At 66.7% G+C, this 26587-nt stretch carries 26 protein-coding genes and 1 tRNA gene; 10 read left to right on the top strand and 17 right to left on the bottom strand.

Annotated elements, in window-relative coordinates; translation table 11 throughout:
- Positions 1-2: 2 nt before the first annotated feature.
- From ACF8ML_RS07670 to ACF8ML_RS07655, 4 genes are all read right to left on the bottom strand, one after another.
- Complete coding sequence (locus tag ACF8ML_RS07670; RefSeq protein ID WP_074923004.1) at positions 3-1103, bottom strand: PilW family protein; 1101 nt, start codon at positions 1101-1103, stop codon at positions 3-5.
- Positions 1100-1588 carry a type IV pilus modification protein PilV gene (pilV, locus tag ACF8ML_RS07665; RefSeq protein WP_392406850.1) on the bottom strand — a complete coding sequence of 163 codons (489 nt, stop codon included), beginning with the start codon at positions 1586-1588 and terminating at the stop codon, positions 1100-1102. The genes ACF8ML_RS07670 and pilV overlap by 4 nt, the downstream gene beginning before the upstream one ends.
- Before the next feature lie 19 nt (positions 1589-1607).
- On the bottom strand, positions 1608-2450 hold the full coding sequence (locus ACF8ML_RS07660; protein WP_197065173.1) for a GspH/FimT family pseudopilin: 843 nt from the start codon (positions 2448-2450) through the stop codon (positions 1608-1610).
- A 452-nt stretch (positions 2451-2902) separates the two neighbouring features.
- Entirely contained in the window at positions 2903-3808 is a 906-nt protein-coding gene (locus ACF8ML_RS07655; RefSeq protein WP_017404434.1) for an HTH-type transcriptional regulator ArgP, read from the bottom strand.
- A 71-nt stretch (positions 3809-3879) separates the two neighbouring features.
- Between ACF8ML_RS07655 and ACF8ML_RS07650 the strand changes: the two genes are divergently transcribed.
- A complete protein-coding gene (locus ACF8ML_RS07650; protein WP_016445258.1) occupies positions 3880-4530 on the top strand; it encodes a LysE/ArgO family amino acid transporter in 651 nt (216 codons plus the stop codon).
- A 40-nt stretch (positions 4531-4570) separates the two neighbouring features.
- On the opposite strand, the gene ACF8ML_RS07645 is transcribed toward ACF8ML_RS07650, so the two are convergent.
- Complete coding sequence (locus tag ACF8ML_RS07645; RefSeq protein ID WP_016445259.1) at positions 4571-4879, bottom strand: hypothetical protein; 309 nt, start codon at positions 4877-4879, stop codon at positions 4571-4573.
- Positions 4880-4935: 56 nt separating this feature from the next.
- The gene (locus ACF8ML_RS07640; RefSeq protein ID WP_017404432.1) at positions 4936-5424 is read right to left on the bottom strand and encodes an Lrp/AsnC family transcriptional regulator; all 489 of its coding nucleotides are present in this window, start codon (positions 5422-5424) and stop codon (positions 4936-4938) included.
- A 97-nt stretch (positions 5425-5521) separates the two neighbouring features.
- On the opposite strand from ACF8ML_RS07640, the gene ACF8ML_RS07635 reads away from it, so the two are divergent.
- Positions 5522-6424, top strand: a complete 903-nt coding sequence (locus ACF8ML_RS07635; RefSeq protein ID WP_016445261.1) for an EamA family transporter — start codon at positions 5522-5524, stop codon at positions 6422-6424.
- 92 nt (positions 6425-6516) lie between these two features.
- Here the strand turns inward: ACF8ML_RS07635 and ACF8ML_RS07630 are convergent, their stop codons facing one another.
- Positions 6517-7302, bottom strand: coding sequence for a MetQ/NlpA family ABC transporter substrate-binding protein (locus ACF8ML_RS07630; RefSeq protein WP_209669750.1), 786 nt, complete (start codon positions 7300-7302; stop codon positions 6517-6519).
- Positions 7303-7498: 196 nt separating this feature from the next.
- Between ACF8ML_RS07630 and ACF8ML_RS07625 the strand changes: the two genes are divergently transcribed.
- Entirely contained in the window at positions 7499-7717 is a 219-nt protein-coding gene (locus ACF8ML_RS07625; protein ID WP_034391884.1) for a DUF3820 family protein, read from the top strand.
- Positions 7718-7755: 38 nt separating this feature from the next.
- Here ACF8ML_RS07625 and ACF8ML_RS07620 read toward each other — a convergent pair whose 3' ends face one another.
- On the bottom strand, positions 7756-9096 hold the full coding sequence (locus ACF8ML_RS07620; RefSeq protein ID WP_209669748.1) for a PLP-dependent aminotransferase family protein: 1341 nt from the start codon (positions 9094-9096) through the stop codon (positions 7756-7758).
- Between the two features lie 102 nt (positions 9097-9198).
- Between ACF8ML_RS07620 and ACF8ML_RS07615 the strand changes: the two genes are divergently transcribed.
- The gene (locus ACF8ML_RS07615) at positions 9199-9684 is read left to right on the top strand and encodes a PaaI family thioesterase (RefSeq protein WP_016453030.1); all 486 of its coding nucleotides are present in this window, start codon (positions 9199-9201) and stop codon (positions 9682-9684) included.
- Positions 9685-9748: 64 nt separating this feature from the next.
- On the opposite strand, the gene ACF8ML_RS07610 is transcribed toward ACF8ML_RS07615, so the two are convergent.
- The 4 genes from ACF8ML_RS07610 to mfd form a co-directional block, all read right to left on the bottom strand.
- Positions 9749-10279, bottom strand: a complete 531-nt coding sequence (locus ACF8ML_RS07610; protein ID WP_016453029.1) for a hypothetical protein — start codon at positions 10277-10279, stop codon at positions 9749-9751.
- A 306-nt stretch (positions 10280-10585) separates the two neighbouring features.
- Positions 10586-11299, bottom strand: coding sequence for a phosphoserine phosphatase SerB (gene serB, locus ACF8ML_RS07605; protein WP_016445267.1), 714 nt, complete (start codon positions 11297-11299; stop codon positions 10586-10588).
- A 135-nt stretch (positions 11300-11434) separates the two neighbouring features.
- Positions 11435-12100 carry a hypothetical protein gene (locus ACF8ML_RS07600; protein ID WP_392406847.1) on the bottom strand — a complete coding sequence of 222 codons (666 nt, stop codon included), beginning with the start codon at positions 12098-12100 and terminating at the stop codon, positions 11435-11437.
- Between the two features lie 16 nt (positions 12101-12116).
- Positions 12117-15611, bottom strand: coding sequence for a transcription-repair coupling factor (gene mfd, locus ACF8ML_RS07595; RefSeq protein WP_016445269.1), 3495 nt, complete (start codon positions 15609-15611; stop codon positions 12117-12119).
- A 161-nt stretch (positions 15612-15772) separates the two neighbouring features.
- Between mfd and ispD the strand changes: the two genes are divergently transcribed.
- Both ispD and ispF read left to right on the top strand, forming a co-directional pair.
- Positions 15773-16603, top strand: coding sequence for a 2-C-methyl-D-erythritol 4-phosphate cytidylyltransferase (gene ispD / locus ACF8ML_RS07590; RefSeq protein ID WP_279492826.1), 831 nt, complete (start codon positions 15773-15775; stop codon positions 16601-16603).
- 16 nt (positions 16604-16619) lie between these two features.
- Positions 16620-17099, top strand: a complete 480-nt coding sequence (gene ispF / locus ACF8ML_RS07585) for a 2-C-methyl-D-erythritol 2,4-cyclodiphosphate synthase (RefSeq protein WP_013803157.1) — start codon at positions 16620-16622, stop codon at positions 17097-17099.
- A 102-nt stretch (positions 17100-17201) separates the two neighbouring features.
- On the opposite strand, the gene ACF8ML_RS07580 is transcribed toward ispF, so the two are convergent.
- Positions 17202-18704 (bottom strand): ATP-binding protein, encoded by a 1503-nt coding sequence (locus ACF8ML_RS07580; RefSeq protein ID WP_392406845.1) that lies wholly within the window; start codon positions 18702-18704, stop codon positions 17202-17204.
- Positions 18705-18947: 243 nt separating this feature from the next.
- Positions 18948-19685, bottom strand: coding sequence for a two-component system response regulator OmpR (gene ompR / locus ACF8ML_RS07575; RefSeq protein ID WP_017404718.1), 738 nt, complete (start codon positions 19683-19685; stop codon positions 18948-18950).
- A gap of 305 nt (positions 19686-19990) precedes the next feature.
- Here ompR and ACF8ML_RS07570 point away from each other — a divergent pair, with 305 nt between their 5' ends.
- Positions 19991-20737, top strand: coding sequence for an SIMPL domain-containing protein (locus ACF8ML_RS07570; protein ID WP_034363125.1), 747 nt, complete (start codon positions 19991-19993; stop codon positions 20735-20737).
- Positions 20738-20810: 73 nt separating this feature from the next.
- Here the strand turns inward: ACF8ML_RS07570 and ACF8ML_RS07565 are convergent, their stop codons facing one another.
- Positions 20811-21605 carry a 3-hydroxybutyrate dehydrogenase gene (locus ACF8ML_RS07565; RefSeq protein WP_016445272.1) on the bottom strand — a complete coding sequence of 265 codons (795 nt, stop codon included), beginning with the start codon at positions 21603-21605 and terminating at the stop codon, positions 20811-20813.
- A gap of 69 nt (positions 21606-21674) precedes the next feature.
- On the opposite strand from ACF8ML_RS07565, the gene ACF8ML_RS07560 reads away from it, so the two are divergent.
- From ACF8ML_RS07560 to ACF8ML_RS07550, 3 genes are all read left to right on the top strand, one after another.
- Positions 21675-22682 carry an alpha/beta fold hydrolase gene (locus tag ACF8ML_RS07560; RefSeq protein WP_392406993.1) on the top strand — a complete coding sequence of 336 codons (1008 nt, stop codon included), beginning with the start codon at positions 21675-21677 and terminating at the stop codon, positions 22680-22682.
- A complete protein-coding gene (locus ACF8ML_RS07555) occupies positions 22679-24928 on the top strand; it encodes a bifunctional (p)ppGpp synthetase/guanosine-3',5'-bis(diphosphate) 3'-pyrophosphohydrolase (RefSeq protein WP_016453022.1) in 2250 nt (749 codons plus the stop codon). Before ACF8ML_RS07560 ends, ACF8ML_RS07555 begins: the two co-directional genes overlap by 4 nt.
- A 67-nt stretch (positions 24929-24995) precedes the next feature.
- A tRNA-Val gene (locus tag ACF8ML_RS07550) sits at positions 24996-25072 on the top strand.
- A 146-nt stretch (positions 25073-25218) separates the two neighbouring features.
- Here ACF8ML_RS07550 and speG read toward each other — a convergent pair.
- On the bottom strand, positions 25219-25749 hold the full coding sequence (gene speG / locus ACF8ML_RS07545; RefSeq protein WP_016445275.1) for a spermidine N1-acetyltransferase: 531 nt from the start codon (positions 25747-25749) through the stop codon (positions 25219-25221).
- Between the two features lie 4 nt (positions 25750-25753).
- Positions 25754-26434 carry a TetR/AcrR family transcriptional regulator gene (locus tag ACF8ML_RS07540; RefSeq protein ID WP_392406842.1) on the bottom strand — a complete coding sequence of 227 codons (681 nt, stop codon included), beginning with the start codon at positions 26432-26434 and terminating at the stop codon, positions 25754-25756.
- Positions 26435-26587: the final 153 nt, after the last annotated feature.

Genomic DNA, 26587 nt, shown 5'->3' with positions numbered 1-26587 from the left:
GCTCATTCCACCCGGTTTCGCAGCGTGAAGACCGCGCTGAATTCACGGTACAGCCGCCGGTCGGCGGCGGTGGTGCGCCGGGGGGCGCCGTTGCTGTCGCGATAGAAGGTGTAGCTCTGGGGTGCGTGCAGCAGCGCGCCCATGCCAGGCGCGGAGGCCATGAGAAGGCGCACTTCCACGGCGCGCACGGCAGGAGGCGGTGGTGGCGGAGTCGGACCCGGCGTCGTCGCTCTGCCGGCCAGGCCGGAGCCGGTGTTGTTCCATACGCTGTTGCCCGGCGCCTCTTGCTGCACGGCGGCCGAGGGCTGGCCGTGTATGGACTCGATCTTGAGATCCATGGCCCCTTCGGCCAGCATGCGGCAGCTCAGGTCGTTGGCTTTGCCTTGCCCGGGCATGGGATCGATCTGGCTGCTGGAGCAGTGGATGAGGCCGGTGGCGCTGCCGTTCTTGAGCCGCCCGATGAAGAACAGGTCATTGACTGCGGGCAGCACGCGTGCGTCGCGCTTGAGGAGCGTCAGGCCGCAGGCGCCCCGGTCCGGGGAGAAACCGGAAATTCCCGATCCGGGCGGGGGCTGGATGCAGGTATCCAGGAGCGCCCGGCGGGAAATGTAGGTCTGCGAGCAATCGGTCGCGACGACCACATCGTTGTCGCTCAGTTGCTGGCTGCTCTTGTGCGTGCCCGTGCCCGCTGTCCTGAGCACGTCCGACCGGGCGCTGGCCTGGGCGGGGACATCTTCCGCGAAACTGGTCCAGGCATCCTGTGCCTGTCCGCGCCGGATGCCTATGGGGTCCAGCAGGTTCCAGTGGGGCCCGAGCCTTTCGGGCTCGGCGATGAAGGGGGGAACCTTGGTCAGGGCCGTGCTGCAGCCCGTGAAGCCCGCATTGCGCACCGCCTGGCCCATAACGCCAAAGCTCAGGCGTGCATCGCTTTGCATGCGCGCCAGTGCATTTTCATGGCGCAGCAGGCCTCTTGCGTTCACATACAGTCCCACCAAGGCGGCCAGGAGAAACAGGGCGATGACCACTGCCACCATGAGTTCCACCAGGGTCAGGCCCTGTTGCGGGCCTTGCTGCGGGCCACGGGATGCCAGCCGATCTCTCATGGGATGACCTCGATGCTGTGTTCTTCGGGGTTTCCATCCCCGCTGCGGGGATGGCTCCAGGTCACGGTGATGAGGGTCTTGCCTTGGGCCGTCTTGACGCTGCCCTGACCCTGGGCCAGGGCGTTGCCCAGGTCCCTTTGCCACAGGCACAGCCGGTACTGGGCATGGGCCTTGTCGTCGCCGCCTTCGCCAGGGTCGCTGCAGGATCTGGGCGCGGTGCCGCCACCGCCGTCGAAGTCGCCTGCCAGTGCGCCCCGGCGGTTGGCGCGCAGGCGTTCCACCATCTCGGCGGCCTTTTGCACGGCCGCCGTGCGCTGGTAGGAGGCATTGAGGTCGCCCAGGTTCTGATAGAGCCCCTTGAGGGTGCCGAGCAGGCCGGCAGAAATGACCACCAGGGTGACCATGACCTCCACCAGCGTGAAGCCTGCCTGCGATGCGGCAGCTGCGGAGGGGGTGGGAGCGGGGTGTGGATCCTTCCTGTCCATGCGAAGTCCTCGCTTGTGTTCAGAGGCCGGAAGCGGCGCCGGCGCAGTCCACGGCTTGCGGCTTGCTGCTGCCAGAGGCGCGGGGCAACGGGTCGCGCGGTGCCAGGTCCTGCAGGCCACCGGCATACATGGCGATATGGCGGGCGGGCAGGTGCCGGGCGCGACTCGGGCAGGCCGTGAAGGTCACGTCGGGGTTGCAGGGGTAGGCCACGCGGTGGACCTGCTCGGCGCCCGGTGCGCCCCGGCGGGCCGTGGGCCAGCAGATCTGCCCGTCCGGAAGCGCGTGTACGGCGTGGCCCGCCGATTTCATGCCCTGGCCGCCCGTCGGATACCAGGCGAAGAGATCCACGCTGCGCACGCTGGGAAACACCCTGAGGACCTGGTCGTCCTCGTCGATCACGCGGGGGGTGCTGCCGTCGCTGAAGGCGATCAGCTCGCCGGACCAATCCTGGAGCCCCTGATAGGGACCACTGCCGATGGCGGTGTCGCTGCAGGCCTTGCGGTCCGCGCTGGCAGGGCAGATGGTGATGCGCTGGTTGCGTCGTCCCGCCTCGTGCTGGGCCATGCGCAGGGCCGCGGACAGGCGCATCAGTGCGGACTCCTGCTGGCTGGTCTGCACCATGTCGTTCATGTTGGGGGCGGCAATGGCCAGCAGGATGACCACCACAGCCAGGGTCACCATGATCTCCACCAGGGTGAAGCCCTGGTGGCGCCCTGCGGGCGGCGCAGGCATGCCGCCGGCTTCGCGGCGCCGCTGGCATGCCGCATGCGCAATGAATGGAATGCGCAAATGAAAAGCGAAGGAGTACTCCTGCATTGCCTGTCCCGTGTATTCGTTCCTGTGTATTCCTGTGGTGGTCATAGGCGAATCCTGAATATCCGGCAATGGAGGCATTGCCGGAGATGTCGATTTCCTGGATATGGCAAGTATTTCGAGGCGCGTCTATTGCCTGCGTGATTTTCAAAAAGAGTGGCAGCTTTATGAAATTGCCTTGAGGCCCGCGAATTCTCTAGGCTCACTGCAAATGATGTCAAGGCTTTTCAGAAAATCTGAGTCCTTCTTTTTGCCCCCCGGGACGCTTGTATCTGCCTTATGGGAATGCTCCTATTTGATTTCTAAGATTGTTCCTGTTTGCATTTTCCTGGCGTGCGCGGGATTATCTTCTGACGCCTGTATTTCAGCGGATTCAATGAATGGAAGACCTGTTTGTTTCCGGTATTGCGATGATCCCGGGCCGGCAAAAACGCATTGGCCGGGGATGTGGATTCGACGGAGTGGGCGAGGCGGGGAAAGAGGGGCCGTCAATGGCCCCCTCACTCCATCGGGTCAAGACAGGCGGCTGCCGCCTGGATCACGCAGTCCGTCAGCCGCTGCAGGCTGGCCTGCGCATTGCGCGCATGGGCCCAGTACATGGGAATGTCCAGATCGTTGCCGGGCAGCAGCTCCACCAGGCTGCCTTCGGCCAGTTGCGCGCCGATCATCAGCGGCGGGTGCATGCCCCAGCCCATGCCCAGCTCGCAGGCCCGCGTATAGCCCTGGTTGGACGGCAGAAAGTGGCGCGGCGTGCTGCGCCGGCCTTCCGCGCCCAGGCGCTGCAGCCACTGGTCCTGCAGGCTGTCCTTGCGGCCGTAGCTCATCATGGGCGTGCGCGCCATGGCCTCGGGCGTGATGCCGTCCTTCAGGTAGCGGCGGATGAAGTCGGGGCTGGCCGCCGCCACGTAGCGCATGCGTCCCAGCGGCCAGGTGTTGCAGCCCGGAATGGCCGAGGACGTGGCCGTGACGGCGGCCAGCACCTCGCCCTCGCGGATGCGCTTGGCCGTGTGGTCCTGGTCGTCGATGCTGATGTCCAGCAGCTCGTTGCCGTCGCGCGTGAAGGCGGACATGGCGTCCATGAACCAGGTGGACAGCGAGTCGGCATTGACGGCCAGCTTGAGCGTGGGCAGGGCCGTCTGGCCCTCGGGCACCAGTTCGGGGTTCTTGCGGCGCAGGTCGTTTTCCAGCAGGGCGACCTGCTCCACATGCAGGCACAGGCGGCGGCCTGCCTCCGTGCCTGAACAGGGCTGGCCGCGCAGCACCAGCACCTGGCCCACGCGCTCTTCCAGCAGCTTGATGCGCTGGGAGACGGCCGAGGGCGTGACGTGCAGCTTGCGCGCCGCGCGTTCGAAGCTGCCTTCGCGCACCACGGCTGCCAGGGCTTCGAGTCCGGCGTAGTCGAGCATTTAGATATTCTTCATTTGATTGAGTAAATGTAATTTTACTTAACCATTTGCGAGCCAGACAATCCCTGCCCATGTGGACTGCAAATGTTTCTTCTTCCTGGCTGGCGGGCTTCACGGTCTGCCTGTCGCTCATCGTCTCCATCGGAGCCCAGAACCTGTATGTGCTGCGCCAGGCCGTGCACGGCCAGCATGTACGCGCCTGCGTGGCATGGTGCGTGGTCAGCGACGTGGTGCTCATCGGCCTGGGCGTGGCGGGCATGGCCCGGCTGCTGGGCGACAACCCCGATCTGGCCCGCTACCTGACCCTGGGCGGCGCCCTGTTCCTGCTGGCCTACGGCCTGATGGCGCTGTGGCGCATGGCCATGGCGCCCGATGCGCAGCTGGCCGCCTCGGGCGGGCAGCTGGCGCCGCGCGGCCTGCTGGGCGTGGTCTCCACGCTGGCCGTTATCACCTTGTTCAACCCCCATGTCTATCTGGACACGGTGCTGCTGATGGGCTCCATCGGCGCGCGCCAGGAAGGCGCGCTCAAATGGGTGTATGTGATTGGCGCCGCTTCGGCCAGCCTGTCATGGTTCGTGCTGCTGGCCTTTGCAGGCCGCCGCCTCAGGCGCCTGTTCGAGAAGCCGCGTGCCTGGCGGATTCTCGATGGCCTGACGGGCGTGATGATGCTGGCGCTGGCCTGGTGGGTGGCCGGCAGCGTCTGGGCGCCTGCCGGGGCCTGAGCCGGCCTGGGCTGGCCTGGGCCGGCCAGAAGCGGCAGGCTCAGCCCGCCGCCTGCTCCGGCTCCGGTGCCCAGGTGCCCACGGCCTCGATGAGGTTCCAGCTGTTGCACTCGATGCAGTAGTGGCCGGTGGTGCCGGTCTTCTGGCTCTCGGCCTCGATCACCACGCGGTGACCATGGCGCTGGGCCGGCGACAGCGGACGGATCTTGTCGTACTTGAACTGCTCTGCCAGATCGCCGCGAAAGGCGATGGTGATGCGGTCGCGCTTGGGGAAATAGTCGTTCTCGTACTTGTCGAGGGTGCGGATGGCCACCAGATTGGCCATGCTGTCCGGATGCGGTGCGCTCATTGAAGTCTCCCTGCCTGTGATGGCGTTCTATGTTCAAAACGATCTGATGACGGTGGTCAGGCATCCGTGGCTTGCGGCTGCAGCGGTAGCTGCAGCCCGGTCTTGACGCGTTCCAGCGCTATCGAGGTGGTGTAGCGCCGGATGTTGTCGTCCCCCGCAAACAGCCGAGCCGCCAGCGCCTGGTACTCCTCCATATCGGCAGCCGTGACGATCAATGAATAGTCGGCTTCACCGGTCACGTAATAACACTGCTGTACCGCATCCTCCCGATCCACGCGTGCGCGAAAGGCCTGCGACAGATCGGGGCGCTCGTTGACCAGCTGCACGTTGATGAGCACGGTCAGCGGCCGGCCTATGCGCGCCGGATCGACCACGGCCACGTTGGCCGCGATCACGCCCAGCTCCTGCAGCCGCTTGATGCGCCGCTGCACGGCCGGCGCGGAAAGGTGCACGCGCTCGGCGATGAGGCGCTGTGGCGTGAGGTTGTCGCGCTGCAGCACGTCGAGAATGGCGCGGTCGAAGGAGTCCAGGGCGATGGCGGGCATGGGCGGCTGGCGGCGAGAAGAGGAAAAGAGCGAATATTGCGTGAAGCGGCTCAAAAACGAGCTGTTTGCGCGGTGCGCTTGCAATATCGTACGCGCCATGACAACAAACATCACATGGAACCGCGCCTGGCCGCTGCTGGCCGTGCTGGGCTCGGTGACGGCGCTGGGCGTGGGAACGTCACTGGCCAAGCAGCTTTTTCCGGTGCTGGGTGCCCAAGGCACCTCGGCATTGCGCGTGGGCTTTGCCGCGCTGATCCTGGTGGCCATCTGGCGGCCCTGGCGCTGGACGCTGGCGCGGCCTCAGGCCTGGGCGCTGCTGCGTTTCGGCGTGGCGCTGGGCGCCATGAACCTGCTGTTCTACATGGCGCTGCGCACCATTCCCTTCGGCCTGGCCGTGGCCATCGAGTTCTCGGGGCCGCTGGCCGTGGCCATCTACCACTCGCGCCGGCCCGTGGATTTTGTCTGGCTGGCGCTGGCGGTGGCGGGGCTGGCCCTGATCCTGCCCATAGGCGGTGCCAGCGCCGGCGCCCTGGTGCTGGAGCCCGTGGGCATTGCCTGCGCCGTGGGCGCGGCCATCTGCTGGGCGCTGTACATCCTGCTGGGCCAGCGGCTGGGCAGCATTCCCAGCGGCCAGGCCGTGTCGCTGGGCCTGGTGTTCGCCGCCATGGTGGTGGTGCCCTTCGGCGTGGCCGAGGCGGGGGCCAAGCTGCTGCAGCCATCCATACTTCTTTTCGGGTTGATGGTTGCGGCCATCTCCAGCGCCTTGCCCTACACGCTGGAGATGATGGCGCTGCGCCGCCTGCCGCCCGCCACCTTCGGCATCGCGCTTGCAACTGAGCCCGCGATAGCCGCCCTCATGGGCATGCTGCTGCTGCATGAGCAACTGGTGGGAACGCAGTGGCTGGCCATTGCCTGCATCATGGGCGCGGCCATGGGCAGCGCCATCACGCGGCCGGCTGCTGCGGCCAAGGCGCCGGCGGAGGTGGCCTCCGCAGGCTGAGGCAAGGAATGCCAGCCACAAAAAAAGCGCTGCCGGGGCAGCGTTTTTTTTTCGCGGCGGTCGCAGCCGGCAAGGCTGCGGCCACCTCGCATTCAGAACGCGGGAACGACGGCGCCCTTGTACTTCTCGACGATGAACTTCTTCACATCAGGCGTGTGCAGTGCGTTCATCAGCTTGGCGATGTTGGGATCGTTGGCGCGGTCCTGGCGCGACACCACGATGTTGGTGTAGGGCGAGTCGGCACCTTCGATGAACAGCGCATCCTTGGTGGGATTGAGCTTGGCCTCGATGGCGTAGTTGGTGTTGATCAGCGCCAGGTCCACATCGCCCAGTGCGCGCGGCAGCAGCGGGGCTTCGAGTTCCTTGAACTTGAGCTTCTTGGGGTTCTTGGCCACATCCAGCGGCGTGGGGGTCAGGCTCTTGGGGTCCTTGAGCTCGATCAGGCCCTGCTTGGCCAGCAGGATCAGGGCGCGGCCGCCGTTGGAGGGGTCGTTGGGGATGGCAATGGTGGCGCCGTCCTTCAGATCCTTCACGTTCTTGATCTTCTGCGAGTAACCGCCGAAGGGCTCCACGTGGACCTTGCCATTGGGCACGGCCACCAGCGAGGTCTTGCGGTCCTTGTTGTAGCTGTCCAGGTAGGGCTGGTGCTGGAAGAAGTTCACGTCCAGCTGCTTGTCCTCGACGGCCGCATTGGGCTGCACGTAGTCGCTGAATTCCTTGATCTGCAGATCGACGCCCTGGGCCTTGAGGGCCGGCTTCACATGGTTGAGGATTTCTGCATGGGGCACGGCGGTGGCGCCGACCTTGAGCACGTCGGCGGCCTGGGCCGTCAGGGCCAGCGTGGCAATCGCGATTGCGGAGAGTGCTTTCTTCAACATGACCGGAGGACTTTCTTCAACGGGTTGCAAAAACGCCGCAGGCCCGGTGGAGTGGTTCTGTATCGGGCGGTACGGCAGGCAGGCGCATAGTCTAGTGCGGCGCCAGCGGCCGCAATGAACAATTTTGCTATTTGGTTATAAGGCTGTGGCTTTTTATGCAGATTCTTGCGATGCCGCAGCGCGTACCATCGCCGCCATGGACTCCGAAATGCTGCAAAAGCTGGTGCTGGTGCACATGCCCTATGGCAAGTACAAGGGCCGGCTGATCGCCGACCTGCCCGGCAACTATCTGAACTGGTTCGCACGCGAAGGCTTCCCCAAGGGAGAGCTGGGCCAGTTGCTGGCGCTGATGCAGGAGCTGGACCACAACGGCCTGTCGCACCTGCTGCAGCCGCTGCGCGCCGGGCCGCGCTGAAGCGCAAGGCCGCTGAACCAGGCCCTGGCCCGGCAGGCTCAGGGGGGAAAGCCTTCCACGGTATCCCGCAACTGAACGAGTACGGCCTCCAGTTGCGGCAGAGGCACCGAACCCAGTCCCAGGCGCAGCGCATGCGGGGCATGGGGAGTCGTTGCGTAGGCGTGGGCCTGCGATACGGCGATGCCGCACTGGGCCAGCGCCGTGGCCACCCGGTCCATTCGCAGCTCCCCGGGCAGGCGCAGCCAGAGGAAGAGCGAGCAGGGGTGGGCCAGCATCTGCATTCCTGCCAGCGCCTTGCGCGCAATCGCCTGCCGGCGCCGTGCCTCCTGCCGCATGCGTTGTTCCTGCTGCCGCACGGAGCCGCTGGCCATCCAGCGCGTGGCCATGGCCGTGACCAGGCCCGGCATGCTCCAGTGGCTGGCGCGCACCACGGCCTTGACGCGGCCTGCCCATGCCTGGGGCACCACCATGAAGCCGAAGCGCAACCCGCTGGCCACGCTTTTCGAGAGGCTGGAGACGTGAATGCAGCGCTCTGGCGCCAGCGTTGCGAGGGCTGCGGGCGCCTTGCCTGCAAGAAAGGCATAGGCAGCATCCTCGATCAGCAGGCAATCGTGGCGCCTTGCGATCTCCACCAGGCGCTGGCGCTGCGCCAGCGGCATCACCCATCCCAGGGGGTTGTGCAGCGTGGGCATGGCATGGATGGCGCGTATGCGCCGGCGTGCGCACAGCCGCTCCAATGCATCGAGGTCGGGACCCTCGTCAAGGGCAGGGACCGGCTGGAGGTCCAGGTCCTGGAGCTCGGCCAGCATCCTGAAGCCCGGGTAGGTCAGCGCATCCACGGCCACCGCATCGCCGGGCCGCAGCAGCGCACGCACGGCAACGTCCAGTCCTTGCTGCGCGCCGTTGACCAGGAAGATGCGTTCCGGCTCGGCAGCCAGGCCGCGTTCGCGGGCAAGGAAGTCGGCCACGATGCGCCGCTCGTGCAACCGGCCGCCGGGCGGCTGCTGGTGCATGAGCGCAGCCAGGTCGCCCGAAGCAGCCAGTTCGCGCAGCATGGAGCGCAACAGCCCGGCCTGTCCGGGCCAGGTGGGATGGTTGAAGGACAGGTCGGCCGTGTCCGAACTCAGGCGGGATTCGTCGCCGCCATCCCATTCGCGCTGCTGCGGCCGATCCCGCACAAAGGTGCCGCGCCCGGTTTCGCCGATGACCAGGCCGAGGGAGGCCAGCCGCGCATACACCTTGCTGGCGGACGCCACGGCCATGCCATGGCGGGCCGCGAGGTCGCGGTGCGTGGGCATCAGCGTGCCGGGGGCGAGCCGGCCGGCGCGGATGTCTTCGGCCAGCCGTTCAGTCAGCAGAGCAACGCGAGAGGCAGCCATGGAGTGTAGTTAGGACAATTTTTTGATTGTTCCAGTCTAGGTCATCACACTGGCGAGACGGGCATTCCCGGGCCTTGCCCTCCCGCTCCAGACAGGAAATCCATGCATCTTCCCCGCACTTATCTCCCCGTGCTCGACTATCTGCAGCGGCAGATCGAAGGGCGGCTTGCCGCAGACGAGGCCACGCACATGCGCTATCCGACCGCGATCTCGCAGATGCTGGGGTTTCGCATAGTGGCCGTCGGCGAAGCCATGGCCGTCGTGGAGTTCGACGCCGATGCGCAGCGCCATGGCAACCAGCAGGGCACGGTCCATGGCGGGATGCTGTGCGAACTGGCCGATGCTGCCATAGGCACGGCGCATTCCACTTTGATGGAGCCAGGCCAGAGTTTCACCAGCATCGACCTGAAGGCGGCCTTCCTGCGCCCGGTCTGGCGCTCCAGGCTGTGCGCGCGGGCGTGGGCCGAGCACCGTGGGCGCACGATCAGCCACTACCGCTGTGAAATCGAGCGTGATGATGGCAAGGCCGTTGCGAGCATCGCCAGCGCCGTGATGACGCTGCGTGGAGAGCATGCGCAAGGCCGTTGAAGCAGGCCGCTGGACAAAACAGAAAGGCCGCGACAGGCGCGGCCTTTTGCAAGAAGCAGGCGGTTTACTTGGCGGCGGCGCGGGCGGCTTCTGCCTTGGCCTTGGCTTCATCGGCCTTGCGCTGCAGCTCGGCTGCCTCGGTTTCGGCGGCCTTGGCCTTGGCTTCGGCCTCCTTGGCGGCAGCGTCCTTTTCAGGGGTCATGGCGCCGGCCAGCGCATTGCCGGCCATGGAGCCGGCAACGGCGCCCACGGCGGCGGCGCCCAGCGTGCCCATCATGCCCGGGCCTGCAGCACCTGCAGTGGCAGGTGCCGCTGCCGGAGCGGCGGCTGCGGCGGGCGCGGCCGGCGTTGCTGGCGTGGCAGGAGCTGCCGGGCTGGCAGGCGTTGCCGCCTTGCTGGCGGTGGGCGCCGCAGGCGCTGCGGGCTGGGCAGGGGCCTTGCCGATCGACGCCGGGCGCACGGACTTGCCGCCGCTGCCCATGCGCTTGGCCTGGGCCAGCGTGGGCACGGTCAGCGATGCAATGGCCAGGGCGATCACGGAGGCAGTGGTGCGGAACGAAGTCTTCACGAAGGTTTTTCCAATCATGGTGGTCATGTGCACGGTCGGCGCAGGCGGGCCTGCGCCGGTCGGAGCGCCACAGGCCGCCCGTCTGCGGGCAGGCCTGCGGCCTTGGGTGTCACATGGGGATGGGGCGGGAGATTCCAAGCACCGGCATGCGGATACGCCGGTGTGCAGCCTGCTGTTGTAGGAGAGCCACCGGCGCTGAGGCGGTGGCCTATGGGGCTGCATCAAGCATTGTAGAAAAGACCGGGGCCTGCCGGAAAAGCAAGCCCACAAAACATTCTCAGCTATTGATTGCGGAGCAGTGCAGCGGCCTGCGCCAGCCCCCGCCGCCGGTTTTCAGCGCAGCACTTCCAGCAGGCGGTCCAGGCCGCCTTCGGTGATGGAGACCTTGGCCTCGTTGCGCACGCGCGGCTTGGCGTGGTAGGCCACGGACAGGCCTGCGACCTGCATCATGGGAATGTCGTTGCTGCCGTCGCCCACGGCGATGCACTGGTCGGGGCGAATGCCCAGCAGCGAGGCGACTTCCAGCAGCGTGCGGCGCTTTTCGGCGCCGTCGCAGATGTCGCCCCAGGGCTGCTCGATCAGGCCGCCGGTCAGCGCGCCATCGCGCATCTCCAGCACGTTGGCACGCACGAAGTCGATGCCCAGCATGCCGCGCACGTGCTCGGCAAAGTAGGTGAAGCCGCCCGAGACCAGCAGCACCTTCAGGCCCGCAGCCTGGGCTGCGCGCACCAGGGTTTCGGCGCCCGGGGAGAGCTTCAGGCGCTCGGCCAGCACGCGGGCCATGTCGGCCTCGGTCACGCCGACGAGCTTGCCCACGCGCTGGCGCAGGCTGTCCTTGAAGTCGGTGATCTCGCCGCGCATGGTGGCTTCGGTGATGGCCGCGACCTCGGCCTTCTTGCCGGTGGCGTCGGCGATCTCGTCGATGCATTCGATGGTGATCAGCGTCGAGTCCATGTCGAACGCGATGAGCTTGTAGTCGGCCAGCTTCAGTGGCGGCTGGATGCCGCGGATCAGCAGTCCGGGCGCGAATTCGGTGACATCGGTCATGGGTGGGGCAGCAAAAAGGGACGGGCCGCCGGGCTGGCGGGTATCAGGCGCGAATCATATCCAGAGCCAGGGCCGCGCGGCGCAGTCACTGGCCTTGGCACTGCGGCGCGCCACGGCTTGTGCCTGGATGCGCCCTCAGGGCGCGGGCGGGCGGCGCAGGTAGATGGCGTCCGACCAGGTGGCCAGCCATTGGGGACGGAACACCACGAAGATGGCCGTCACCATGCCGGTGATCACGGCATCGCCCCAGGCCATGAGCCAGCGCGCAATGCGCGACAGGTCCTCGTTGACACCGGGAAGCGAGTGGCCTGCGGCCTGGGCCAGCAGGGCCGAGATGAAGACGCACAGCACCGTGCCCGCAAAGCCGCGCGCGAGAATGAAGACAAAGATCTGGTGCGGCAGCCAGCGCCGCAGCGCCGCGCCCCAGAGCATGGCCAGCGTGGCGGGCACGATGCCCTGCCAGACCGAGATGCCCAGCGCATCTCCCCAGCCCAGGGCCGGCGACAGCAGGGCCGCCAGCCCGCCCACGACGAGCAGCAGCGGCACGGCCAGAGGCCAGCCCAGCATGAGCACCACCAGCGGCGCCGAGGACCACTGCAGTTGCAGCGGCATGCGGTGCAGCGCGGGCAGGGCCCAGATCCAGGGCAGCAGCACGAGCACGCCCAGCAGCGGCGTGACCAGGGGCGAGGCCATGCGGTCCAGCGGCCCGCCCGGGCCCGGGCGGCCGGCCAGCATGCGCCAGGGGCGCAGCCACAGCGCGGCGGCCAGGGCCAGCAGGGAGATGCTCGCTTCGAGGAACATGGCTAGGACAACCCTTCTATGCGGGCTGGGCCGCCTTCGCCTCCACCAGCGGCTGGCCCAGGCTGCGCAGCACGTCGCGCACCATCTGGGCGCGGTCCTTGGGATTGTCCAGGGCGCGCTCTATGCGCAGCTTCTCGTTGCCGGCCAGCTTGATGTGCTTGTTCTTCTGGATGAGGTGGATGATGGCCATCGGGTCCACGGGCGGCTGGGGCTTGAAGGTGATGTTGATCACGCCGGGCGCCGCATCGACCTTGACCACGCCGTAGGGCTGGGACAGCACGCGCAGGCGGTGCACGTCGATCAGCGTCTGCGCCTGGGGCGGCAGCTTGCCGAAGCGGTCCACGATTTCTTCGAGCAGGGTGTCGATCTGGTCGCTGGTGCGGGCCGTGGCCAGTTTCTTGTAGAAGGACAGGCGCAGGTGCACGTCGCCGCAGTAGTCGCCCGGCAGCAGGGCCGGCGCGTGCAGGTTGATGTCGGTGGAGGCCGACAGCGGGCTGAGCAGGTCGGGCTCCTTGCCGGCCTTGAGGCTGCGCACGGCCTCGGACAGCATCTCGTTGTAGAGCTGGAAGCCCACCTCCATCATGTTGCCGCTCTGGTTCTCGCCCAGCACCTCGCCGGCGCCGCGGATCTCCAGGTCGTGCATGGCCAGGTAGAAGCCCGAGCCCAGTTCCTCCATCTGCTGGATGGCCTCCAGCCGCTGCTGGGCCTGCTTGGTCAGGCTGTCCAGGTCGGGCACCATCAGGTAGGCATAGGCCTGGTGGTGGCTGCGGCCCACGCGGCCGCGCAGCTGGTGCAGCTGGGCCAGGCCGAACTTGTCGGCGCGGCTGATGAGGATGGTGTTGGCGCTGGGCACGTCGATGCCGGTCTCGATGATGGTCGAGCACAGCAATATGTTGTAGCGCTGGGCCACGAAGTCGCGCATCACGCGTTCGAGCTCGCGCTCGGGCATCTGGCCGTGGGCCACGGCGATGCGGGCCTCGGGCAGGATTTCCTCCAGCTTTTGCTTGCGGTTCTCGATGGTCTCGACCTCGTTGTGCAGGAAGTAGCACTGGCCGCCGCGCTTGAGCTCGCGCAGCACGGCCTCGCGGATCACGCCCGTGCCCTCGTTGCGCACAAAGGTCTTGATGGCCAGGCGCCGCTGGGGCGCGGTGGCGATGACGGACAGGTCGCGCAGGCCTTCCAGCGCCATGCCCATGGTGCGCGGGATGGGCGTGGCCGTCAGCGTGAGCACGTCCACCTCGGCGCGCATGGCCTTCATGGCTTCCTTGTGGCGCACGCCGAAGCGGTGCTCCTCGTCGATGATCAGCAGGCCCAGGTTCTTGAACTGCGTGGACTCGGACAGCAGCTTGTGCGTGCCCACGACGATGTCCACCGAGCCGTCGGCAATGCCCTTGACGGCCGCCGTGATCTCCTTGCCCGAGCGAAAGCGCGAGACTTCGGCCACCTTGATCGGCCACTTGGAGAAGCGGTCCACCAGGGTCTGGTAATGCTGCTCGGCCAGCAGCGTGGTGGGCGCGAGAAAGGCCACCTGCTTGCCGCCCGTGATGGCCACGAAGGCCGCGCGCAGCGCCACCTCGGTCTTGCCGAAGCCCACGTCGCCGCAGACCAGGCGGTCCATGGGCTGGGGGCTGATCATGTCCTGGATCACGGCGTGGATGGCGGCGCGCTGGTCCGCCGTTTCCTCGAAGCCGAAGTCGTTGGCGAACTGCTCGTAGTCCTGGGGCGAGTAGCGGAAGGCATGGCCCTGGCGTGCGGCGCGGCGTGCGTAGATGTTCAGCAGCTCGGCTGCCGAGTCGCGCACCTGCTCGGCCGCCTTGCGTTTGGCCTTTTCCCACTGCGTGCCGCCGAGCTTGTGCAGCGGCGCGTCCTCGGGCGAGACGCCCGTGTAGCGGCTGATCAGCTGCAACTGGCTGACGGGCACGTAGAGCACGGCGTTGCCAGCGTACTCCAGGTGCAGGAATTCCTGCACGGCCGGCGTGCCGTCGGGGTTCTTCTGGCCCATGTCCATGTGGACCAGGCCCTGGTAGCGGCCGATGCCGTGGTCCGAGTGCACCACGGGGTCGCCCACCTTGAGTTCGGACAGGTCCTTGATCAGTGCCTCGACATCGCTGACCTGCTCCTGCCGGCGGCGCCTGCGGCCCGTGGGGCTGGTGGCGAACAGCTCGGTCTCGGTGACGAAGTCCAGGCCTTCCTCCACCCAGGCAAAGCCGTTCATCAGCCCGGCCGTGGCAATGCCCACCTTCTCGCCCGCATCGCCCTGGAACTCGGCCAGCGAGTCGAAGACCGGCGGGTTCACGCCCGAGGCGCGGAAGAAGTCCAGCAGGCTTTCTCGGCGGCCATCGGACTCGGCCAGCAGCAGGATGCGGTGGGCGCTGGCGGCAATGTGCCTTTGCAGCCGCGCCAGCGGGTCTTCCGCGCCGCGCACCACGGACAGGTCCTCCAGCTTCTGGAAGATGGCGCTGTCTGCCACGTCCTCGGTGCCTGGGCGCAGCGCGAGCTGGGCGTGCTCCTTGGCGCGCGTGTAGAACTGGTCGGCGGACAGGAACAGCACCTCGGGCGGCAGGGCCGGGCGCTCGGGGTCGCCCTGCACCAGTCGGAAGCGCTCCTTGGTGTCCTGCCAAAAGCGCTGGAAGGCCGGCTCCAGGTCGCCATGCATCACCACGGTGGCATCGGCGCCCAGGTAGTCGAACACGGTGGCCGTTTCGTCGAAGAACAGCGGCAGGTAGTACTCGATACCGGCCGTGGCAATGCCCTGACCCATGTCCTTGTAGATGCGGCTGCGCGTGGGATCGCCCTCCAGCAGCTCGCGCCAGCGCTGGCGGAACTTGGCGCGCGCGTCCTCGTCCATGGGGAACTCGCGGCCGGGCAGCAGGCGCACCTCGGGCACGGGGTAGAGGCTGCGCTGGGTGTCGGGGTCGAAGGTGCGGATGGAGTCGATCTCGTCGTCGAACAGATCCACGCGGTAGGGCTGCAGCGAGCCCATGGGAAACAGGTCGATCAGGCCGCCGCGCACCGCGTACTCTCCATGGCTGACCACCTGGGAGACATGCTGGTAGCCGGCCAGCGTCAGCTGGGCCTTGAGTTTGGCCTCGTCCAGCTTCTGGCCGCTCTTGAACTCGAAGGTGTAGCCGGCCAGGAAGGAGGGCGGCGCCAGCCGGTACAGCGCGGTCGTGGCAGGCACCAGCACCACGTCGGCGCCATGCTCCTTGTCGCGCTGGTTGATGCGCCACAGCGTGGCCAGGCGCTCGCTGATCAGGTCCTGGTGGGGAGAGAAGCTGTCGTAGGGCAGGGTCTCCCAGTCGGGGAACAGCGCGCAGCGCAGGCCCGGGGCGAAGAAGGCCATCTCGTCGATCAGCCGCTGGGCATCCGAGGCGTCGGCCGTGACGATGGCCGTCACCCGGCCTGCCGCCTTCTCGCGCTCGCCCAGGCGGGCCAGCAGCAGGGCGTCGGCGCTGCCCACGGGGCGGGGCAGGGTGAAGCGTTTTCCGGGAGTGAGCTTGGGCAGTTCCATGGTGCTTGGACGTGGGCGCCGCAGCGCCTGGGCGAAGTAACGACAAAACCCCTCGGCACGCGCAGAGGGGTATCGAAGCATTTTAGCCAGCACGCATGGCGGCCATGCAGGCATGCCCGCATGGCCATGGCGGCACATGGCCGTCACTACAATGCGCCACCATGACAGATCTGCTTGCGGCGGCTGCGCCCGCATCCCTGGAGCCGGCCCGCCTGTGGGCCTTGATCCCCTGCGCGGGCACGGGCTCGCGCGCCATCGCGCCCGATGCGCCTGCGCCTGAACTGCCCAAGCAATACCACCTGGTGGCCGGTGCGCCCATGGTGGCGCACACGCTGGCCGCCTTTGCGGGTGCAACGCGCGTACACCACACGCTGGTGGTGATCGCGCCCGGTGATGATTTCTGGCGCAAGGGCCTGCCGGGCCCCTCGCCCACGCGCTACTCCACGGCGGCATGCGGAGGCGCCACGCGGGCCGAATCCGTGACCAACGGGCTCAAGGAACTGCTGGCGCGCGGTGCGGGCGCGCACGACTGGGTGCTGGTGCACGATGCCGCACGCTGCCTGGTGACGCCCGCGCTCATCGATGCCCTGATCGACGCCTGCGAGCACGATGCCGTGGGCGGCCTGCTGGCGCACAAGCTGCCCGACACACTCAAGACGGCCGTGGCCGGGCCCAGCGGGGTGCGCGTGGCGGGCACGGTGGACCGCAGCGACAAATGGCTGGCGCAGACGCCGCAGATGTTCCGCATCGCGCCGCTGCTCGATGCGCTGCAGCACGCCGGCTCGGCCGTGACCGACGAGGCCAGTGCCATGGAGGCCGTGGGCCAGCGCCCGCGCCTGGTGCCTGGCGGCGCGCAGAATTTCAAGGTCACCTATCCGGACGATTTCGCGCTGGCCGCCGCCGTGCTGTCGCAGCGCGAGCGCAGCACCACGCTGGAGCGATACCGGGGCCAGCGCGACCATCCGCAGGCGTCGGGCAATCCATTTTTCTGAACCTGGAATGTTTCACATGAATTTTCGTATTGGCGAGGGCTGGGACGTACATGCCCTGGTGCCCGGGCGCAAGCTGATCCTGGGCGGCATCGAGGTGCCGCACGAACTGGGGCTGCTGGGCCATTCCGATGCCGACGTGCTGCTGCACGCCATCACCGACGCGCTGCTGGGCGGCGCGGCGCTGGGCGACATCGGCCGGCATTTCCCCGACACCGACCCCGAATTCCGTGGCGCCGATTCGCTGGTGCTGCTGGTGGAAGCGGCGCGCCGCGTGCGCGCCACGGGGCTGGAGATCGGCAACATCGACAGCACCATCATTGCCCAGGCCCCCAAGCTGGCGCCGCACATTCCTGCCATGCGCGAGCGCATCGCCACGGCGCTGGGGCTGGCGCTGGACCAGGTCAACGTCAAGGCCAAGACGGCCGAAAAGCTTGGCCCCGTGGGCCAGCAGCAGGCCATGGAGGCGCGCGCTGCCGCCTTGCTGTTCCGCGCCTGACCAGCGGGGTGCCATCCCCATGCAAAAGGCCCCGGCGATCGGTCAACGATCGCCGGGGCCTTTGTATCTGCCGAACGTATCTGCCGAACGCGCGCTGCGGGCTCAGTCCTCGCCGTCCAGGGCGCCGTCCTGCGCACGCGGGGGCAGCTGGCGCTTGATCTGCGGGCGCTGCAGACGCTGCTCGGGCTCGGCACCCTTGGCCACGCCCGAGGCACGCTGCAACTGCACATGGGCAACCAGCCCGCCCGTGGAGGAGTTGGACAGCGCAAACACGCCGCCCATGCGCTGCACCGTCTTGTCCACGATGGACAGGCCCAGGCCCGCGCCCGCTGCGGCCGTGCGCGCGGAGTCGCCACGGAAGAAGGGCTGGGTCAGGCTGGCGAGCTGCTCGGGCGGCACGCCACGGCCATGGTCGCGGATGCGGATCACCACCCAGCTTTCGCGTTCCGATGCCGTCACATCCACGTGGGTGGTTTCGGTCTCGGGCGTCTTGCCGTAGCGGCGTGCGTTCTCGAACAGGTTGGAGATCACGCGCGCCAGTTCCACCTCGTCGGCCAGCACATAGACGCCTTCGGGCACGGCCATGCTGATCTGCAGCTCGCGGTGGTCCTGCACCGCATAGACGCAGGAGGACACCACGGCATGCAGGTTCACCGGGTTGAGGGTCACATGGTCGGGGCGGGCGTAGTCCAGGAATTTGTCGATGGTGGCGTCCAGCTGCACGATGTCGGCCACCATGTGCTCGCGCGCCACGTCGTCCACCACGCTCATCTCGGTCTCCAGCCGCAGGCGCGCCAGCGGCGTGCGCAGGTCGTGGGAGATGCCAGCCAGCATCACCGCGCGGTCCTGCTCCAGCTGGGCCAGTTTCTGCGCCATGCGATTGAAGCCGATGTTGACCTCGCGGATCTCGCTGGTGACGGCTTCCTCGTCGAGCTGGCTGGCGTCAAAGTCGCCATCTCGCACGCGGTTGGCCGCATAGCTCAACTGCTTGAGTGGCCGGTTGATCAGGCGCGCGATGGCTGCCGCCCCCGCCAGGGACAGCAGGCCGGCCGTGATCAGCCAGATCAGCCAGGTGCGCCCGCTGGCCGGCGTGAAGCGCGAGCGGTCCATCAGCAGCCAGGTGCGGTCGCCATTGATGGTGAAGCCCACCCACAGCCCCGGTTCGCCATTGACGCTGCGCGCCACGATGGTGCCGTAGCCCAGGCGGCGCGTGAGTTCTTCGGTCAGGCGCTTGCCCAGCGTGCTCTGGTCCAGCAGCTCGAAGCTGTCGCCAGGCTCGCGCGGCAGAATGCGCACGCCTTCCTGGTCGGCCATGGTCTTGATCAGCGAGACGCGGTTGATGGCATCCGAATGCACCAGGGCCGCGCGGCTGAGGTTGACCAGCGAGGCGATCTGCTGGGCGGTGTGCAGCGTGCGCGGCTCGAACTCGAAGGCGCGCAGCGTCTGCAGCCACGCCAGGATGCTGCCCACCAACAGCAGGGCCAGCAGGCAGAAGGTACGCCAGAAAAGGTTGAGTCCCAGCGGAGAGCGCGCAGTCATGCGCCGATCGTAGTCGAGGGGCGCAGGGCTTGTGGCGTCGTGGGGCGGGACGGTGAAGGAACTCATGGAATGCGGTTCGTCATTCTAGGGGCCGGCTGCGAGATTACGCCTGTGCCGGCCAGCCTGCGTTACCGGTTGTCTCGGTCGACAGGGTGAGGTTTTGGCGCTGCGCATTGTCAACGGCACATAAAACGTTACGGCCCCAACCCAGGGACGCCGAGCAAGAGCCGCCTCGCGGCGAGGGCGTCGTCCCCCTCCCGCGGAGCGAGAGAGGGGGAAGGCGCGCAGCGCCTCAGGGGGTGATGCATTTCAGTTCGCGCCGTCCGGTACGAACACATAGCCGACGCCCCAGACCGTCTGGATATAGCGCGGAGCGGCGGCATCTTCCTCGATCAGCTTGCGCAGGCGCGAGACCTGCACGTCCAGGCTGCGGTCGAAGGGCTCGAATTCGCGGCCGCGCGCCAGCAGGGCCAGCTTCTCGCGCGACAGCGGCTGGCGCGGGTGGCGCACCAGGGCCTTGAGCATGGCGAATTCGCCCGTGGTCAGCGGCAGTTCCTCGCCGTTCTTTTGCAGCACGCGCGTGCCCAGGTCGAAGGTGAAGGGGCCGAAGCTCACCACCTCGTTGTCGCCGGAAGGCGCGCCCGGCGCTTCCTGCGGCGGGCGGCGGCGCAGCACGGCATGGATGCGGGCCAGCAGTTCGCGCGGGTTGAAGGGCTTGCCCAGGTAGTCGTCGGCGCCCACTTCCAGGCCCACGATGCGGTCCACATCCTCGCCCTTGGCGGTCAGCATGATGATGGGCGTGCGGTCGTTGGCCGAGCGCAGGCGGCGGCAGATGGACAGGCCATCTTCGCCGGGCATCATCAGGTCAAGCACGATCAGGTCCACCGTTTCGCGCAGCAGGATGCGGTTCAGCGCCTTGCCATCTTCGGCAATCATGATCTCGAAGCCTTCCTGCGTCAGGTAGCGGCGCAGCAGGTCGCGGATGCGCGCATCGTCATCCACCACCAGGATCTTGTCGGTGCGGTTGGTCGTAGTGGCCATGTTCATCCTCGGTCGGTCATTTGTAACAGCCGCCATTGTTACCAGCTTGCGCCGAAAAGTCTGGACAAACCCCCGAAATATTGCCGTGTGTTACAGATGTTGCGTTTAAATTTAGAACGGAAAATGTGTCTTTAGAATATTTAACTATGGGTTTTCCATGCTGATGCATTTATCGTTGCAATAATGTTGCCAATGGAAGAGCCGGCAGGCCTGCTTGGCTCCACACCTGTCACCATCTGGCGGCATGCCGTAGCGAAAGGGCGGCATGCAGTTGTATCCCTGAACTACCTTTCATTTCAAAGGGTGAACGCATGAGCAAGCTTTCCAAACAGCTGTCCCGCCCCTGGGTCAAGTCCGTGGTCGCGGCCACTGCGCTGGCCTGTGCCAGCGGTGCCTGGGCGCAGAACGCCGCCACGGCGCCGGCACAGCCTGCCAACGTGGTGCAGTTGTCTGCAGAAGGCTCGGTGGACGTGGTGCAGGACCTGCTGACCGCCACCTTGTCGGCCACGCGCGAAGGGCGTGATGCCGCCACGGTCCAGTCCCAGCTGCAGAAGGTGGTCGAGGCCGCCATGGCCGTGACCAAGCGCAGCGCCCAGCCGGGCCAGATGGATGTGAGCACCGGCAGCTTCGGCATCTATCCGCGCTATGGCAAGGACAACAAGGTGGAAGGCTGGCAGGGCCGCGCCGAGATTCTTCTGCAGGGCCGCGACTTCGCGCGCATCACGCAGACGGCGGCCCAGGTGCAGGACATGACGCTGTCGCAAGTGGGCTTCGGCCTGTCGCGCGAGGCCCGTGAAAAGGTCGAAGGCGAGGCCCAGGCCAAGGCCATCGAACAGTTCAAGCAGCGTGCCACCACGCTGTCCAAGAGCTTCGGCTTTGCCAACTACAGCCTGCGCGAGGTCAATGTCAGCAGCAGCGACACCTCCGTGCCCATGCCGCGTCCGCGCATGATGGCCATGTCCGCCAAGGCCGCCGGCGCGGAAATGGATGCCGTGTCCGTGGAAGCGGGCAAGGCGCAGGTGATGGTCCACGTGTCGGGCTCGGTGCAGATGTACTGAGCAGGCGTGGGCCACCCATGAAAAAAGGAGCGCCGTGGCGCTCCTTTTTTGACGTGAACCGGTGCTGGCGCGCTTACTGCGCCGCCCAGCCGCCATCCATGTTCCAGGCCACGCCGCGCACGTTGGCTGCGGCGGGCGAGCAGAAGAACACCGCCAGTTCGCCCAGTTCCTCGGGCGTGGTGAACTGCATGGAGGGCTCTTTCTCGCCCAGCAGCAGCTTCTTGGCTTCTTCGTTGCTGATGCCGTGCTGCTCGGCCTTGGCGTCCACCTGCTTTTGCACCAGTGGCGTCAGCACCCAGCCGGGGCAGATGGCGTTGCAGGTGATGCCGGAGGTGGCGTTCTCCAGCGCCGTGACCTTGGTCAGCCCGACAATGCCGTGCTTGGCCGCCACGTAGGCAGACTTCTGCGCCGAACCCACCAGGCCGTGCACCGAGGCCACGTTGATGATGCGGCCCCAGCCCTTGCCGCCATCGGCCGCCTGCATCATGGGCAGGACCAGGCGCGAGGTGTGGAAGGCGCTGGACAGGTTGATGGCGATGATGGCGTCCCAGCGCTCGGGCGGGAAGTCTTCCACGCGCGCCACGTGCTGGATGCCGGCATTGTTCACGAGGATGTCGATCTGGCCGAAATTGCGCACGCTGTACTGGACCATGTCCTCGATGTCCGCCACGCGGCTCATGTCGGCGCCGTGATAGGCGACCTGGGCGCCGGCGGCCTGGCCTGCGGCCAGCACTTCGGCACGGGGGCCGTCCACATCGCCGAAACCGTTGAGCACGATATTGGCGCCCTGGCGGGCCAGCGCCTTCGCGATCCCGAGGCCGATGCCGCTGGTCGAGCCGGTCACGAGGGCGGTCTTGCCTTTCAACATAGAGAGTCTCCGAATGAATGTACGATGCAACACAGCCATTATCGGCGCCGGCTCCGCGAATGCGTTTCCATGAATCATCCTACGCTGAACTACGTATCCTGCCCGGGGGTTGCCGGGCGTGCCTCACCCTGGAGCCGTACTGCCAGCCCGGCTGCTCAAGAGAATGCTTCGCACCGCATGGCTTATTGGGAATGGAATCGCACCGGCGATCCGCACCATCCCCATGTCGTGGTCTGCGTGCACGGCCTTTCGCGCCAGGGGCGTGACTTCGACGCGTTGGCCGAGCGGCTCAGCGAACGTGCCCGCGTGATCTGCCCCGATGTGGTCGGGCGTGGCGAAAGCGACTGGCTGCAGGATCCGACCGCCTACCAGGTGCCTCTTTACGCAGCCGACATGCTGGCCTTGCTGGCCCAGGTGCATGCGCAGGCGCCTGTCGAACAATTGGATTGGGTGGGCACCAGCATGGGCGGGCTGATCGGCATGGCGCTTGCGGGCCAGCCGGGGCTGCCGCTGCCGGCGCCCATTCGCATGCTGGTGCTCAACGATGTGGGACCTGTCATCGAGTGGTCTGCCCTGGAGCGCATAGGTCAGTACCTGGGCAAGGGCGTGCATTTTGAAAATCTTGAGCAGGCAGCCCATGCGCTGCTCTTGATTTCCGAAGGCTTCGGCCCACATAGCGAAGGGCAATGGTTGCGATTGACGCGACCTATGATGCGGCCGGCCGCCGATGGCGGCCTTGTCCTGCACTATGACCCTCAGATTGCGGTGCCCCTGCAGCACATGACGCGCGAGATGGCCCAGGCCGGCGAAGCGCTGCTGTGGCAGCTGTATGACCAGATCAAGGCACGCGTCTTGCTAGTTCGTGGTGCGCAGTCCGACCTGCTGACGGCGGCCACGGCACAGGCCATGGCGCAGCGCGGCCCGAAGGCGCATTGCGTGGAATTTGAAGGGGTGGGGCATGCGCCCACCTTCGTCGCAGCAGGGCAGGTGGCCTTGCTGTGCCGGTTCTTATGGGGAGAAGAGCGCTTGCCAAGCACCATGAATCTTGCCGAGCAGGCCAGGGAGAGTGACGAATGAAGACTGCCAGCAGCGAGGCCGCCGTGCAGGCGCCTTCGCCCGCCGCAGCCGCGCCGGGCCAGGTGCCGTCGGTGCTGCCGCACCTGATCACGGCCACGTCGCAGACCCTGCCCGAACAGGTCAACGCGCTGGCGCGCGCGCGCAGCTTTGCCGAGCCGCTGATCGCCACCGAGACCATGGAGTCCGGTGAGAACACCATGGCCCATGCCGATGCGGTGGCTGCCATCCTCAAGACCATCGGCGGCTCCGAAACCATGCAGGCGGCGATCTATCTGGTGCATGCCAGCGTGCACCTCAATCGCCCGCAGGAAGTGATCGCCAAGGCCTTTGGCGAGAATTTCGCCACCCTGGCCGTGGAAACCAACAAGCTCATGCGCGTGCAGGAGCAGGCGCGCGGCGCCGAGCTGGGCGGCCAGTACCTGGACGATGAGGCCACGCAGACCGAGAACGTGCGCAAGATGCTGCTGGGTTTCTCGCGCGACCTGCGCGTGGTGCTGCTGCGGCTGGCGTCGCGCCTGCAGACGCTGCGCTACTACGCAGCCAGCAAGCGCCCGGTCTCGCCCGGCATTGCGCGCGAGGCGCTGACGGTGTTTGCGCCGCTGGCCAACCGGCTGGGCATCTGGCAGATCAAGTGGGAGCTGGAGGATCTGTCCCTGCGCTTCCTGGAGCCCGAGACCTACCGCGAAGTGGCCCGCCTGCTCGATGAAAAGCGCGTGGAGCGTGAAGCCTATATGGAGCAGATGCGCGCACGGCTGGAGGCCGACCTGCGCGCGCACAGCATCAGCGCCACCGTGCAAGGCAGGCCCAAGCACATCTACAGCATCGTCAAGAAGATGCGAGGCAAGTCGCTGAACTTCGACCAGGTCTTCGACATCCGCGCCATGCGTGTCGTCGTGCCCACGATCAAGGACTGCTACGCCACCCTGTCCTGGGTGCACGAGCAGTTCACGCCCATCGAGGCGGAATTCGACGACTACATCGCCAAGCCCAAGCCCAACGGCTACCAGTCGCTGCACACCGTGGTGCGCGACGAGACGGGCCGCGCCATCGAGATCCAGATCCGCACCCAGGCCATGCACGACCATGCCGAGCACGGCGTGGCCGCCCACTGGGCCTACAAGGAGGCGGGCACCAAGGGATACGCGGGCGTCACCGCCAGCAGCGAGTACGACGCCAAGATTGCCGTGCTGCGCCAGCTGCTGGCCTGGGGCAGCGACCTGGCGGGCGCCCACCATCGCGGCCTGTTCGAGGACCGCATCTACGTGCTCACCCCCGACGCGGCCGTCATCGAGCTGCCGCAGGGCGCGACGCCCGTGGACTTTGCCTACTCGGTGCACACCAGCCTGGGGCACCGCTGCCGCGGCGCGCGCGTGGACGGCGCCATGGTGCCGCTGAACACGCCGCTGCAAAACGGCCAGACCGTGGAGATCACCACGGTCAAGGAGGGGCGCCCCTCGCGCGACTGGCTCAACGCCGACCTCGGCTACCTGACCAGCAACCGGGCCAAGGCCAAGGTGCGTGCCTGGTTCAATGCCCAGGCCACGCACGAGACCGTGGCGCGCGGCCGCGAGGCGGTCGAGAAACTGCTGCAGCGCGAGGGCAAGACGGCCGTCAAGCTGGAGGAGCTGGCCGTTCAGCTCGGCTTCAAATCGGCCGATGCCTTGTTCGAAGTCGTCGGCAAGGATGAATACTCGCTGCGCAACATCGAGACCGTGCTGCGACCGGCCGAGGCGGAGGAGGAAGTCGAGGAATTCTCCCCGGTGCGCAAGGCACGTGGCACGGACTCGCCCAAGGGCGGCGTGCTGGTCGTGGGCGTGGATTCGCTGATGACGCAGTTGGCCAAGTGCTGCAAGCCTGCGCCGCCGGACGACATCCGGGGCTTTGTCACGCGCGGCAAGGGCGTGAGCGTGCACCGCTGCGACTGCTCCAACTTCCGTGAAATGGCAGCGCGCAATTCCGAGCGCGTGATCGACGTGGCCTGGGGCCAGCCCAAGGCGGCGGCCGTGGCCTCGGCCGTCTACCCGGTCGATGTGTCCGTGGAAGCGGCCGACCGGCAGGGCCTGCTGCGCGATATCTCCGAAGTCTTTGCGCGGGAGAAGACCAATGTCATCGGCGTGCAGACCCAATCCGTCAAGGGAACGGCCTGGATGACCTTCACCGTGGAAGTGGCCGATTCCGGTCGCCTCAACAAGGTGCTGGGTATCGTGGCCGCCGTGGCGGGCGTGCGTTCGGCACGGCGGCGCTGAGCCTGTTCGGGTATTTTTGCCGGAGTCCTGGAAAACCCGTGCTAGAATCACTTTCTCGAACAAACACAGGCGCGTAGCTCAGCTGGTTAGAGCACCACCTTGACATGGTGGGGGTCGTTGGTTCGAGTCCAATCGCGCCTACCAATTTTCCATTGCCAGATGGAATGCAAAAAGCCTTCTGATCACTCAGAAGGCTTTTTTGTTTGGTTTTTTTGTTTGTGCGCCCGCCAACGATGGGGAGACTTGCCGGTCAAGGAGGCGGGCAGGGCCCGCGCTCCTCTGTCAGGAGGTCAGGTGCCGACTCCGGCCTGTGCCTGCAGGTAGTCGTTTTGCAGCAGGTACATGCGGATGGCGTTGCGGTACTGGCCGTTGGCGAAGAACTCGTCGATCAGCACGCCTTCCTGCACGAAGCCTATGCGCGCGTAGATGTGGATGGCCTTCTCGTTCTCCTGGTCCACATGGAGAAAGATCTTGTGCAGGTTGAGCGTCTTGAAGCCATAGTCCAGCGCCAGCCGCGTTGCCTGGGCTGCGATGCCCTGGCCCTGCTGCTCGGGGGCGATGATGATCTGGAACTCGGCGCGCCGGTGGATCAGGTCGATCTCCACCAGCTCGACGAGACCGGCGCGATCGCCCTGGTGCTCGACGATGAAGCGGCGCTCGGTCTGGTCGTGCACGTGCGCGTCGTAGAGCGCAGAAAGCTCGTCGAAGGTCTCGTAAGGCTCCTCGAACCAGTAGCGCATGATGGCGGCATTGTTGTTGAGCAGATGCACGGAGCGCAGATCTTCGCGCTCCAGGGGTCTCAGGCGGATGCTGTGATTCATGCGCTCATTGTGCGAGAGCCGCGGTATCCGGCTGCAGGCCACGGATTACCAGCCGGTAGATCAGATCGGCCGCCGTGTCGTAGTCGTCGGCGGTCAGTTCCGGCCGGCCCAGCAGCAGCGCGAACTGGGCCTGCTGGTCGGCGTAGGCCTGGGTCACGGACCAGAGGATGAACATCAGGTGGGTGAAATCCACGCGGGCAATCTTGCCCTGCGCCACCCAGCGCTCGAAGGCCTGCACGTCGGCTGCCAGCGCCGGGCCTACTTGGCTCGATATGGCCTGCCCGAAGCGGGGCGCGCCGGCCATCACCTCGCGCGTGAAGACACGGGAGCCATGGGGCCGTTCGCGCGAGGACTGCAGTTTGGCCCGGATGTAGATGCGCAGGGCCTCCGCAGGGTCGTCGCCCCGCAGCAGGTCGGACATGCCGGCCAGCCACTGCGTCAGCACATCGCCCAGCACGCGCAGGTACAGCTCCTCCTTGCTGGCGAAGTAGTACAGCAGGTTGTGGCGGCTCAGGCCGGCGTCGTGCGCGATCAGTTCCAGCGATGCACCTTCGAAGCCGTATTGCGCAAAGTGAAGCTCGGCCGTCTGCAGGATGTTCAGTTCCTTGCGCAGGCGCGCAGCCGTGGGTTTGCGCGTGGCCGATCGCGCCAGGGAAGAGGGCGCATTGTCAGAAAGGGTTGCCATTGCGCAGATGGTAAGTCGGGATAAGTGGCGCCATTTTGGTGCGATTGTCTGGCATCTTTCTTGCTGACGACTTTCTGGGTGATTTTACTGATTGGTAAATTTTTTCACCCGCGTAAATTCCGTTCCACCCCCAGTGCGCCCGACAAGAGGCGT

This window comes from Delftia sp. WSY_10 (assembly GCF_043104705.1).
GTDB lineage: Bacteria > Pseudomonadota > Gammaproteobacteria > Burkholderiales > Burkholderiaceae_C > Comamonas > Comamonas tsuruhatensis.
This window is presented reverse-complemented; position numbering and strand designations above follow the sequence as displayed.